Source organism: Escherichia sp. TW14182 (genome assembly GCF_000208525.1).
Classification (GTDB): Bacteria; Pseudomonadota; Gammaproteobacteria; order Enterobacterales; family Enterobacteriaceae; genus Escherichia; species Escherichia ruysiae.
On the sequence record NZ_AEJZ01000118.1, the window covers coordinates 1 to 12,318 of the forward strand.

Annotated in this window: 14 protein-coding genes; 7 read left to right on the forward strand and 7 right to left on the reverse strand. The window is 51.6% G+C overall.

What is annotated here, in order from left to right:
- The first annotated feature begins 147 nt into the window (after positions 1-147).
- Positions 148-255 (forward strand): type I toxin-antitoxin system toxin Ldr family protein, encoded by a 108-nt coding sequence (locus EQY_RS0111060; protein WP_000170955.1) that lies wholly within the window; start codon positions 148-150, stop codon positions 253-255.
- A gap of 148 nt (positions 256-403) precedes the next feature.
- On the opposite strand, the gene kdsA is transcribed toward EQY_RS0111060, so the two are convergent.
- Genes kdsA through hemA form a run of 6 tightly spaced genes read right to left on the reverse strand, consistent with a single transcriptional unit; the run spans position 404 to position 5,708 of the window.
- On the reverse strand, positions 404-1,258 hold the full coding sequence (kdsA, locus tag EQY_RS0111065) for a 3-deoxy-8-phosphooctulonate synthase (RefSeq protein WP_000811058.1): 855 nt from the start codon (positions 1,256-1,258) through the stop codon (positions 404-406).
- 35 nt (positions 1,259-1,293) lie between these two features.
- The gene (sirB1, locus tag EQY_RS0111070; protein WP_001257033.1) at positions 1,294-2,103 is read right to left on the reverse strand and encodes an invasion regulator SirB1; all 810 of its coding nucleotides are present in this window, start codon (positions 2,101-2,103) and stop codon (positions 1,294-1,296) included.
- 3 nt (positions 2,104-2,106) lie between these two features.
- Positions 2,107-2,499, reverse strand: coding sequence for an invasion regulator SirB2 (sirB2, locus tag EQY_RS0111075; protein WP_000200410.1), 393 nt, complete (start codon positions 2,497-2,499; stop codon positions 2,107-2,109).
- Positions 2,496-3,329 carry a peptide chain release factor N(5)-glutamine methyltransferase gene (gene prmC, locus EQY_RS0111080; RefSeq protein ID WP_000456439.1) on the reverse strand — a complete coding sequence of 278 codons (834 nt, stop codon included), beginning with the start codon at positions 3,327-3,329 and terminating at the stop codon, positions 2,496-2,498. The genes sirB2 and prmC overlap by 4 nt, the downstream gene beginning before the upstream one ends.
- Positions 3,329-4,411, reverse strand: coding sequence for a peptide chain release factor 1 (gene prfA / locus EQY_RS0111085; RefSeq protein ID WP_000804726.1), 1,083 nt, complete (start codon positions 4,409-4,411; stop codon positions 3,329-3,331). Before prfA ends, prmC begins: the two co-directional genes overlap by 1 nt.
- 40 nt (positions 4,412-4,451) lie before the next feature.
- Positions 4,452-5,708 (reverse strand): glutamyl-tRNA reductase, encoded by a 1,257-nt coding sequence (hemA, locus tag EQY_RS0111090; RefSeq protein WP_010346781.1) that lies wholly within the window; start codon positions 5,706-5,708, stop codon positions 4,452-4,454.
- Positions 5,709-5,921: 213 nt separating this feature from the next.
- Here hemA and lolB point away from each other — a divergent pair, with 213 nt between their 5' ends.
- From lolB to dauA, 4 genes are all read left to right on the forward strand, one after another.
- Positions 5,922-6,545 (forward strand): lipoprotein insertase outer membrane protein LolB, encoded by a 624-nt coding sequence (lolB, locus tag EQY_RS0111095; RefSeq protein ID WP_001130680.1) that lies wholly within the window; start codon positions 5,922-5,924, stop codon positions 6,543-6,545.
- Positions 6,545-7,396 (forward strand): 4-(cytidine 5'-diphospho)-2-C-methyl-D-erythritol kinase, encoded by an 852-nt coding sequence (ispE, locus tag EQY_RS0111100; RefSeq protein ID WP_001260321.1) that lies wholly within the window; start codon positions 6,545-6,547, stop codon positions 7,394-7,396. Before lolB ends, ispE begins: the two co-directional genes overlap by 1 nt.
- Positions 7,397-7,546: 150 nt before the next feature.
- Entirely contained in the window at positions 7,547-8,494 is a 948-nt protein-coding gene (gene prs, locus EQY_RS0111105) for a ribose-phosphate diphosphokinase (RefSeq protein WP_001298109.1), read from the forward strand.
- A gap of 124 nt (positions 8,495-8,618) precedes the next feature.
- Positions 8,619-10,298, forward strand: coding sequence for a C4-dicarboxylic acid transporter DauA (gene dauA, locus EQY_RS0111110; RefSeq protein ID WP_001033339.1), 1,680 nt, complete (start codon positions 8,619-8,621; stop codon positions 10,296-10,298).
- Positions 10,299-10,357: 59 nt separating this feature from the next.
- Here dauA and ychH read toward each other — a convergent pair whose 3' ends face one another.
- A complete protein-coding gene (gene ychH / locus EQY_RS0111115) occupies positions 10,358-10,636 on the reverse strand; it encodes a stress-induced protein YchH (RefSeq protein WP_000823884.1) in 279 nt (92 codons plus the stop codon).
- A gap of 276 nt (positions 10,637-10,912) precedes the next feature.
- Between ychH and pth the strand changes: the two genes are divergently transcribed.
- On the forward strand, positions 10,913-11,497 hold the full coding sequence (gene pth / locus EQY_RS0111120) for an aminoacyl-tRNA hydrolase (RefSeq protein ID WP_000152943.1): 585 nt from the start codon (positions 10,913-10,915) through the stop codon (positions 11,495-11,497).
- Positions 11,498-11,613: 116 nt separating this feature from the next.
- A partial coding sequence (gene ychF, locus EQY_RS0111125; protein WP_000505859.1) for a redox-regulated ATPase YchF occupies positions 11,614-12,318 on the forward strand: 705 nt, incomplete at its 3' end.

Consider the following 12,318-nt stretch of genomic DNA (forward strand, 5'->3'; position numbering starts at 1 on the left):
GCTTTATCCCTGGTGGCATTGGTTGCTGGAAAGAGAAAACCCCCGCACGTTGAGAGGTAAAACCTGACAACAGAACGGGGGCTAATTTTGAACCATCAACAATTCAAGAATAGCCGCAAAATGTTGTCATTACAACAAGGCGGCTATATGACGCTCGCGCAGTTTGCCATGATTTTCTGGCACGACCTGGCAGCACCGATCCTGGCGGGAATTATTACCGCAGCGATTGTCAGCTGGTGGCGTAACCGGAAGTAAGGCGAAAACGGGCGTCAGGCTGCCGTGATGGCAATATGCGCCCGAAACCGGCCGCAGGGGTAACAGCCTGTGGCCTTTTTTGTATCTGGCACCCATGAAAAAAGTCTTAACGCAGAACGCTAAGACTTTATTTTTCAAGCAAAAAAGATTACTTGCTGGTATCCAGTTCTTCGAAACCTTTCACCAGATCATCAATCGCTTTCATCTGCTTGAGGAACGGTTCCAGTTTAGCCAGCGGCAGCGCGGATGGGCCATCACATTTCGCATGTTCCGGATCCGGATGAGCTTCAATAAACAGCCCCGCCAGACCTACCGCCATACCGGCTCGTGCCAGCTCAGCCACCTGAGCACGACGACCGCCGGAAGCTGCGCCAAACGGATCGCGGCATTGCAGTGCGTGGGTCACGTCGAAAATCACCGGCGAGTTACCAGACACTTTCTTCATAATGCTGAAACCCAGCATATCGACAACCAGGTTGTCGTAGCCAAAGTTAGCGCCGCGATCGCAAAGAATCACTTTATCGTTGCCGCCTTCTTTGAATTTATCAACGATGTTACCCATCTGACCCGGGCTGACAAACTGCGGTTTTTTGACGTTAATTACCGCACCGGTTTTCGCCATGGCTTCCACCAGGTCAGTCTGACGAGCGAGAAATGCCGGTAACTGGATCACATCCACAACATCAGCAACTGGCTGTGCCTGGCTTGGTTCGTGAACGTCGGTGATAATTTTCACGCCAAAAGTTTGCTTCAATTCCTGGAAGATTTTCATCCCTTCTTCCAGGCCCGGTCCACGATAAGAGTGGATAGAGGAGCGGTTGGCTTTGTCAAAAGAGGCTTTGAACACGTAAGGGATACCCAGTTTCTGGGTCACGGTTACGTAGTGTTCGCAAATGCGCATCGCCAGATCGCGAGATTCCAGCACGTTCATACCGCCAAACAGCACGAACGGCAGGTCATTTGCTACGTTGATGTCGCCAATGCTAACCACTTTTTGTTTCATAGGATCGCCTTAATCTTAAGTAAAATGTCGATTAATTAATGCAGCACAATATGTTTATGCGCGATGTTATTAATTTGCGCACGAATCATTTCGCTGATCGGGTCTTCCGGACACTGTTCAACGAAATAACTTAAATCATTTAACGCAACGTGTTCGCAATCCAGTTGCGCGTAAATCAACCCACGATCGCGAATTTCATACGGATCTTCAGGGTTGAACTGTAATAAGGCCTCGCTGGTGCGTAATGCCAGTTCCATCTGATTTTCTTCCATCAGCGACGCTTTCAGCGTATCCAATAGTTTGCGGATAACCTCAATGTTATCGGCTTCATCCAGGTCTTCATAAAACAGTTCCGCCGACGGGCTGATATTTCCCTTTAACCATACATCCAGCATATGTTCGCTTAACGATTCACCGTTAAAAGGGTTAATCAACCAAATTTCGCCATCCGGACATTCAATGCGCAATATAAGCTGCGTCGGGAAAATCACCGGCATCAGCGGCAAATCGAGACGATTAGCGACCCACACCAAAACGGCGCCTAATGATACCGCACTGCCCTGCCGATTTTTTAACACCTGATCCAACCATAGTGCATCGGAAAGACGATAAACACCGCGTGAGGCTTTAAATCCCCATTCGCCGTAAAACAGCGCGATCAATTTTTCCAGCTGCTCTTCTAAAGGCAGAAGCTGGCTAATTTCTTCCTTCGCCAGATTAACGAGACGCTCCAGTTCGTCGTATACATCTTGCGAGGGAAAATCGCGGCGGATTGCTTCGCAAGCCAGGATCATGCCTTCGCACAGCGGCGCTTTATTAAATTCGAAATCAGCTAACGATCTCATGACTTACCCCAGTAACGGTACTTTTGTGGTGGCGAGTTTAATGATGATGTACAGCACCACCAGCGCCAGCGGGAAGGCAATAATGCGCACCTGCTGACTGTGCACCCGACGATAATCGAGAGCAATAAAACCCAAAACGATATAAATGATAACTCCAAACAGCTTTTCAGTCAGCCATTGTGCCTGCCCGGAAAATGGCAGGATGTGCGCTTTAGCCATTAGCGCCACGCCGCTTAACAATAACACCGTGTCAATAACCGGCGGCGCAATGCGCGTCCAGCGAGCAAATGCCTGAGGATGCTCCTGATAACGTAGCCAGAAACGTAAGGTTAATAGCCCAACAGAAAGCGCAACGCTAATGAGATGAACGCTAAGCAGCGTAGTAAAACTAGTCATCGATAATAGCGACCAAGCGTCACGCGCTCGTTATCACCGTAGTCCCGGCAGGTTTCGACATCACGATAACCCGCCTGAATAAATGCCTGTCGAACCACTTCCCCTTGCTGCCAGCCATGTTCCAGAAGCAGAAATCCGCCAGATATTAGCATGTTACGTGACTTTTGGATGATGTGCACGATATCCGCCATACCGCTGTCTGCCGCCACCAATGCCGACAGCGGCTCAAAGCGGACATCGCCTTGTTGAAGATGGGGATCCTGCTCGTCGATATATGGCGGATTGCTGACAATCATCGCAAACTGCTGCTCGCCAAGCGCACTAAACCAGTCGCTTTGCAGGATATGGATATTTTTAATCGCCAGATGCTGCGCATTACGCTTCGCAAGGGCAACGGCATCCGGCATTCGGTCAACGGCGGTTACCTCGCAATCTGGACGCTCGCTGGCCAGCGCCAGCGCAATTGCCCCGGTGCCCGTACCGAGATCGAGAATACGGCAAGACTGTTCAGGTAACCGATCCAGTGCCTGCTCCACCAGACATTCCGTGTCAGGACGGGGAATTAAGGTCGCTGGCGAAACAAATAACGGCAACGACCAAAATTCACGCACACCGGTTAAATGAGCAATAGGTTCACCTGCACGACGACGCGCCAGCAGTACGTCGAGTTGCTCACACTGCGCGTCAGTCAGCTGCGTTTCGCCAAAGGCGAGAATAAAAGTACGCCCCTTGCCGGTAACATGCTCCAGCAGGATTTCAGCATCGCGCCGTGGGCTTTCGCTCGCCTGAAGTTGGGTTATTGCGTCACGTAACCAGTGTTGATATTCCATTATTCTTGCTCGGACAACGCCGCCAGTTGGTCAGCCTGATGTTCCTGGATAATCGGTTCAATTAGCATATCCAGCTTACCTTCCATCACTTCATCCAGACGGTAGAGCGTCAGGTTGATACGGTGGTCAGTGACGCGCCCCTGCGGGAAGTTGTAGGTACGATTACGATCGCTGCGATCGCCACTGCCCAGCAGGTTACGACGGGTAGACGCCTCCGCCTGCTGGCGTTTTGCCATTTCTGCTGCGTGGATGCGAGCACCAAGTACAGAAAGTGCTTTAGCTTTGTTTTTATGTTGTGAACGTTCGTCCTGACATTCAACAACAATACCGGTTGGTAAGTGAGTAATACGGATTGCCGAATCGGTGGTGTTAACGTGCTGCCCCCCTGCCCCTGAAGAGCGGAAAGTATCAATGCGCAAATCTGCCGGGTTGATGTCCGGCAGTTCTGCGTCAGGCAGCTCTGGCATTACCGCAACGGTACAAGCAGAAGTATGAATACGACCCTGCGATTCCGTAGCAGGAACACGCTGCACGCGATGACCGCCAGATTCGAATTTCAGGCGACCATACACACCATCGCCACTGATTTTGGCGATGATCTCTTTATAGCCACCATGCTCGCCCTCGCTGGCGCTCATGATTTCCACGCGCCAGCGACGGGCTTCTGCGTAACGGCTATACATACGGAACAGATCGCCTGCAAATAATGCGGCTTCATCACCACCAGTTCCGGCACGCACTTCGAGAAAGGCGTTGCGTTCGTCATCAGGATCTTTTGGCAGCAAGAGAACCTGAAGTTGTTGTTCCAGTTGTTCGCTTTTTTCTTTAGCTTCACGCAGTTCATCCTGCGCCATCTCACGCATTTCAGGATCGTCGAGCATCATCTGTGCGGTTTCGATATCTTCCTGAACCTGTTGCCAGTCGGTGAAACAGCGCGAAACATCACTTAACTGCGCATATTCACGAGATAATGCGCGAAAACGTTCCTGGTCAGCGATGGTTTGCGCATCACCCAGCAGCGCCTGAACTTCTTCATGGCGTTCATGCAGGGCTTCCAGTTTGGCAACGATAGAAGGCTTCATAGGCGTAAATGCACCCTGTAAAAAAGAAAATGATGTACTGCTACTCCAGCCCGAGGCTGTCGCGCAGAATATTCAGGCGTTCGTTATCCCCGTCACGGGCAGCCTGTTGAAGTGATTTCGTTGGCGCATGGATCAGGCGGTTAGTCAGTTTCCATGCCAGATCCTGCATAATGGCTTGCGCGTCGCCGCCCTGTTCAAGGGCTGCTAACGCTTTGGCGGTTAACTCATCGCGAACCTGCTCTGCCTGACTGCGATAATCGCGAATAGTTTCGCTGGCGCTTTGCGCGCGCAGCCACGCCATAAATTCGCTGGTTTCCTGAGCGACGATAGTTTCCGCTTCAACTGCGGCGGCTTTACGCTGCGCCAGGTTATGCGAAATGATGCTTTGCAGATCGTCAACGCTATAAAGGTAGGCATTCGCCAGTTTTCCGACTTCCGGTTCGACATCGCGCGGAACGGCAATATCCACCAACAGCATCGGTTGGTTGCGACGGCTTTTTAATGCGCGCTCCACCATACCTTTACCGATAATCGGTAACGGGCTTGCAGTGGAACTAATGATGATATCGGCTTCGCGCAGACGTTCGTCGATATCGCTCAATGCAATCACTTCTGCGCCGACTTCATCTGCCAGGATTTGGGCTCGTTCGCGAGTACGATTGGCGATAATCATCTTCTGCACTTTGTGTTCGCGCAGATGACGCGCCACCAGTTCGATGGTTTCGCCCGCACCAACCAGCAATACCGTCACCGTAGAAAGCGATTCAAAGATCTGCCGCGCCAGCGTACAAGCCGCAAAAGCGACAGACACAGCACTGGCGCCAATATCCGTTTCAGTGCGAACGCGCTTCGCTACAGAGAAAGATTTCTGGAACATGCGTTCCAGTTCGCTGGCCTTCATATGGCCTTTTTGCGAATCGGCAAACGCTTTTTTCACCTGACCGAGGATCTGCGGCTCCCCCAGAACCAGTGAATCCAGGCCACTGGCAACACGCATTAAATGGCTAACCGCGTCGTTATCCTGATGCCAGTAGAGGCTATTACGCAGATCTTCTTCGTTGAGATTGTGGTAATCGCACAACCAGCGAATGAGCGCCTCTTGCAGGTTATCCTGCTCTTCAACGCTAAGATAAAGTTCTGTGCGGTTACACGTCGACAGCACCACGCCGCCCTGCACCATCGGCTGCGCGAGCAGGCTGTCAAGCGCCTGATCGAGCTTGTCCGGCGAAAACGATACACGTTCTCGTAGCGATACAGGTGCCGTTTTATGGTTAATACCGAGTGCTAAAAGGGTCATGTCTGCGGGAAATAATACCAACGTTGATATGGTTAGTCTGCTCGCATCATACAGGATGCGTGAGATCAATAAAAGAGAGCGCCCCCTTTTGGAGTAATTGCCAAAAGCCGTTAGATTCTGGCAATTAAGACAACTTGAACATAGACGATAGCGGACGGTAACGCTAGCATTAAGGGTTATAACTGCAACGTATCTCAAGGACTTGTCATTATCATGCCCCTGCCCGATTTTCGCTTTATCCGCCTGCTACCGCTGGCTGCCCTCGTGCTCACTGCCTGTTCCGTTACCACACCAAAAGGCCCCGGCAAAAGCCCGGACTCCCCGCAGTGGCGTCAGCATCAGCAAGAGGTTCGTAACCTCAACCAGTATCAGACACGCGGTGCATTTGCGTATATTTCTGACCAGCAGAAAGTGTATGCCCGCTTCTTCTGGCAGCAAACTGGCCAGGATCGCTACCGTCTGCTGCTGACCAACCCATTGGGAAGCACCGAACTGGAGCTGAATGCTCAGCCGGGTAACGTGCAGCTGGTAGATAACAAAGGTCAGCGTTACACCGCCGATGACGCCGAAGAGATGATTGGCAAATTGACAGGAATGCCGATTCCGCTCAACAGTTTGCGCCAGTGGATTTTAGGTTTGCCTGGTGATGCAACCGACTACAAACTGGACGACCAGTACCGCCTGAGCGAAATCACCTACAGCCAGAACGGCAAAAACTGGAAAGTCGTATACGGTGGTTATGACACCAAAACGCAACCTGCGATGCCAGCCAATATGGAACTCACCGACGGTGGTCAGCGCATCAAGTTAAAAATGGATAACTGGATAGTGAAATAATGCGGACACAGTGGCCCTCTCCGGCAAAACTTAATCTGTTCTTATACATTACCGGTCAGCGAGCGGACGGTTACCACACGCTGCAAACGCTGTTTCAGTTTCTTGATTACGGCGACACCATCAGCATTGAACTTCGTGACGATGGGGATATTCGTCTGTTAACGCCCGTTGAAGGCGTGGAGCACGAAGATAACCTGATCGTTCGCGCAGCACGGTTGTTGATGAAAACAGCGGCAGACAGCGGGCGTCTTCCGGCGGGGAGCGGTGCAAATATCAGCATTGACAAGCGTTTGCCGATGGGCGGCGGCCTGGGCGGTGGTTCATCGAATGCCGCGACTGTGCTGGTGGCGTTAAATCATCTCTGGCAATGCGGGCTAAGTATTGATGAACTGGCGGAACAGGGTCTGACGTTGGGCGCAGATGTTCCTGTCTTTGTACGCGGTCATGCCGCGTTTGCTGAAGGGGTTGGCGAAATATTAACGCCAGTGAATCCACCGGAGAAATGGTATCTGGTGGCACACCCTGGTGTAAGTATTCCGACACCGGTGATTTTTAAAGATCCTGAACTCCCGCGCAACACGCCGAAAAGGTCAATTGATACGTTGCTAAAATGTGAATTCGGTAATGATTGCGAGGTTATCGCAAGAAAACGTTTTCGCGAGGTTGATGCGGTGCTTTCCTGGCTGTTAGAATACGCCCCGTCGCGCCTGACTGGGACAGGAGCCTGTGTCTTTGCTGAATTTGATACAGAGTCTGAAGCCCGCCAGGTGCTAGAGCAAGCCCCGGAATGGCTCAATGGCTTTGTGGCGAAAGGTGTTAATCTTTCCCCATTGCACAGAGCCATGCTTTAAGCCGGGCAAGCTGAGTTTCGGTGACAACGTCACCTTGTTCCAGACGTTGCATCGCGCTCTTTAATACACCGCCTGGAAAGAATATTGCCTGGCCCGCACAGTTTTCGGCAGATTCTTTCCACCAATGGACGCATGCCTGAGGTTCTTCTCGTGCCTGATATGAAGCTTTTTGCTGGTAACGCCACCCCGGAACTAGCACAACGTATTGCCAACCGCCTGTACACTTCACTCGGCGACGCCGCTGTAGGTCGCTTTAGCGACGGCGAAGTCAGTGTACAAATCAATGAAAATGTACGCGGTGGTGATATTTTCATCATCCAGTCCACTTGTGCCCCTACTAACGACAACCTGATGGAATTAGTCGTGATGGTTGATGCCCTGCGTCGTGCTTCCGCAGGTCGTATCACCGCTGTTATCCCCTACTTTGGCTATGCGCGCCAGGACCGTCGCGTCCGTTCCGCTCGTGTGCCAATCACTGCGAAAGTGGTTGCAGACTTCCTCTCCAGCGTCGGTGTTGACCGTGTGCTGACAGTGGATCTGCACGCTGAACAGATTCAGGGTTTCTTCGACGTTCCGGTTGATAACGTATTTGGTAGCCCGATCCTGCTGGAAGACATGCTGCAGCTGAATCTGGATAACCCGATTGTGGTTTCTCCGGACATCGGCGGCGTTGTGCGTGCCCGCGCTATCGCTAAGCTGCTGAACGATACCGATATGGCAATCATCGATAAACGTCGTCCGCGTGCGAACGTTTCCCAGGTGATGCATATCATCGGTGACGTTGCAGGTCGTGACTGCGTACTGGTCGATGATATGATCGACACTGGCGGTACGCTGTGTAAAGCTGCTGAAGCTCTGAAAGAACGTGGTGCTAAACGTGTATTTGCGTACGCGACTCACCCGATCTTCTCTGGCAACGCGGCGAACAACCTGCGTAACTCTGTAATTGATGAAGTCGTTGTCTGCGATACTATTCCGCTGAGCGATGAAATCAAATCACTGCCGAACGTGCGTACTCTGACTCTGTCAGGTATGCTGGCCGAAGCGATTCGTCGTATCAGCAACGAAGAATCGATCTCTGCTATGTTCGAACATTAATCGAACCCGGCTCAAAGACCCGCTGCGGCGGGTTTTTTTGTCTGTAATATCCATTTGTATGACCTATGCCTCCTTCACCTGCCATTTAGTTGACAGATGATGCGCTCACGGATGAAACATTATTGTGAACAAAATATTCTCCTCACATGTGATGCCTTTCCGCGCTCTGATCGACGCTTGCTGGAAAGAAAAATACACTGCCGCACGGTTTACCCGTGACCTGATTGCCGGGATTACCGTCGGGATTATTGCTATTCCGCTGGCGATGGCGTTGGCAATTGGTAGTGGCGTGGCTCCACAGTACGGTTTATATACCGCTGCTGTTGCAGGGATTGTCATTGCTCTGACGGGGGGGTCGCGTTTTAGCGTTTCCGGTCCAACTGCGGCATTTGTGGTAATTCTCTATCCCGTTTCGCAACAGTTTGGACTGGCAGGCCTGCTGGTTGCGACGTTGTTGTCCGGGATCTTTTTGATCCTGATGGGGCTGGCGCGCTTCGGGCGCCTGATTGAGTATATCCCGGTTTCCGTTACCTTAGGCTTCACTTCGGGTATCGGGATCACCATCGGTACGATGCAGATTAAAGATTTTCTCGGTCTGCAAATGGCACATGTCCCGGAACATTATCTGCAAAAAGTCGGCGCATTATTTATGGCGCTGCCCACCATTAATGTGGGTGATGCTGCCATTGGCATTGTGACGCTTGGCATTCTGGTTTTCTGGCCGCGTCTGGGCATTCGTTTACCTGGTCATCTTCCGGCCTTGCTGGCTGGTTGTGCGGTGATGGGCATTGTTAACCTGCTCGGTGGACATGTTGCTACCATCGGCTCGCAATTCCACTACATTCTGGCCGATGGTTCCCAGGGTAATGGTATTCCGCAACTGCTGCCGCAACTGGTACTGCCGTGGGATCTCCCCGATTCAGAATTCACACTAACCTGGGATTCTATTCGCACACTGCTGCCTGCGGCATTCTCAATGGCAATGCTCGGCGCAATCGAATCTCTGCTCTGCGCGGTGGTACTGGATGGCATGACCGGGACGAAACACAAGGCGAACAGCGAACTGGTCGGTCAGGGGCTGGGGAATATCATCGCTCCGTTCTTTGGTGGTATTACCGCTACAGCTGCCATCGCGCGTTCTGCCGCTAACGTCCGTGCCGGTGCAACTTCCCCTATCTCGGCGGTGATCCACTCTATTCTGGTTATTCTCGCTCTGCTGGTACTGGCACCGCTGCTCTCCTGGCTGCCGCTTTCCGCCATGGCTGCCCTGCTATTGATGGTGGCGTGGAACATGAGTGAAGCACACAAAGTGGTCGACTTGCTGCGCCATGCGCCGAAAGATGACATCATCGTCATGCTGCTTTGCATGTCGCTGACCGTGCTGTTTGATATGGTTATTGCCATCAGTGTGGGTATCGTACTGGCATCGCTGCTGTTTATGCGCCGTATCGCCCGTATGACTCGTCTGGCACCCGTGGCGGTAGATGTTCCTGAGGATGTACTGGTTCTGCGCGTTATTGGTCCGCTGTTTTTCGCTGCGGCTGAAGGCTTATTCACCGATCTTGAATCACGTCTGGAAGGCAAACGAATTGTTATTCTGAAGTGGGATGCAGTTCCGGTTCTTGATGCCGGTGGCCTTGATGCGTTCCAGCGTTTTGTGAAGCGCCTGCCTGAAGGATGTGAACTGCGGGTGTGTAATGTGGAGTTCCAGCCACTGCGCACCATGGCTCGTTCTGGTATTCAACCGATCCCTGGACGCCTGGCATTCTTCCCGAATCGCAGCGCAGCAATGGCTGATCTGTAAGAAAGGCATTAAATTGACCAGTCAGCACAAACTGACTGGTCAGCAAACTGCATTATGCGTTAACTATGACGACGATTATCGTTACGGCGGCAACGTTTGTCATAATGACGAACCCACCAGTAACGGTCGCACACCTGTTCATGCCCGCCAACACGGGCACCCGCCAGCCAGAGAATGGCACCGACGAAAATACTCAGCACTGCACCATGTGCGAAATACTGGGGCATATTAAACTGTGGTAACTGGTTGAGGATTGAATACCCCACGCCGACCACCATGACCACCAGACCCAACCCCATGAGCACGTTACCGAGTAACGAAGCGTTTTTGCGTTTCATGTGTCACCTCCGGAACTTTCTGGGTTGTAACAGGGAATCCCCCTCTTCCTTATGTGTAAAGTATAGACAACACCCTGTAGGTTATGTGCGGGCGTGATCACAATTACAACCCTTATTTCAACAAAACTTTACAAATAAACGCCTGAACATCCTGACTTTCTAATAGTTCGCAGAGGCAATTATTATGTTGTCTGCGTATAAGGTGCTGTTTTTTGTCAAGCGAGGCCACAACCAGTAAACTACGCGCCAGTTATGCACTCACTCAGGACAAAAAACGTGACGATTAAATTGATTGTCGGCCTGGCGAACCCCGGCGCTGAATACGCCGCAACGCGACACAATGCTGGCGCCTGGTTCGTTGACTTACTGGCGGAGCGTTTGCGCGCTCCCTTGCGCGAAGAAGCTAAATTCTTTGGTTATACCTCGCGAGTTACCCTTGGAGGCGAAGATGTCCGCCTGTTAGTCCCGACCACATTTATGAATCTCAGCGGCAAAGCCGTCGCGGCGATGGCCAGTTTTTTCCGCATTAATCCGGACGAAATTATGGTCGCCCATGACGAGCTGGATCTGCCCCCTGGCGTCGCCAAATTTAAGTTGGGCGGCGGTCATGGTGGTCACAATGGACTGAAAGACATCATCAGTAAATTGGGTAATAACCCTAACTTTCACCGTTTACGCATTGGAATCGGTCATCCGGGCGATAAAAACAAAGTTGTCGGGTTTGTGTTAGGCAAACCTCCTGTTAGTGAACAGAAGTTAATTGATGAAGCCATCGACGAAGCGGCACGTTGTACTGAAATGTGGTTTACAGATGGCTTGACCAAAGCAACGAACCGATTGCACGCCTTTAAAGCGCAATAAGTCGTTGTCTGCGGCATTTTTGCCGCGTGCCGTGTATAATAGGCAGAGTTATTTCCATTTCTACAATCTGTTTACGATAACAGGTTGATTATTAAGATATTAAGGTGATTTAAATCATGGGATTCAAATGCGGTATCGTCGGTTTGCCCAACGTCGGGAAATCTACCCTGTTCAACGCGCTGACCAAAGCCGGTATTGAAGCGGCCAACTTTCCATTCTGCACCATCGAGCCGAACACAGGCGTTGTGCCAATGCCCGATCCGCGTCTGGATCAACTGGCTGAAATCGTAAAACCGCAGCGTACGCTTCCCACGACCATGGAGTTTGTCGATATCGCTGGCCTGGTAAAAGGCGCGTCGAAAGGCGAAGGTCTGGGTAACCAGTTCCTGACCAACATCCGTGAAACCGAAGCGATCGGTCACGTTGTTCGCTGCTTTGAAAATGACAACATCATTCACGTTTCCGGCAAAGTTAACCCGGCAGACGATATTGACGTTATCAATACCGAGCTTGCTCTGGCGGATCTCGACACCTGTGAACGTGCGATTCACCGCGTACAGAAAAAAGCCAAAGGTGGCGATAAAGACGCGAAAGCCGAGCTGGCGGTACTGGAAAAATGCCTGCCCCAACTGGAAAACGCAGGTATGCTGCGCGCGCTGGATTTAAGCGCAGAAGAAAAAGCAGCTATTCGTTACCTGAGCTTCCTGACGTTGAAACCGACGATGTACATCGCTAACGTCAACGAAGACGGTTTTGAAAACAACCCGTATCTGGACCAGGTGCGTGAAATCGCGGCGAAAGAAGGTTCTGTTGTCGTTCCG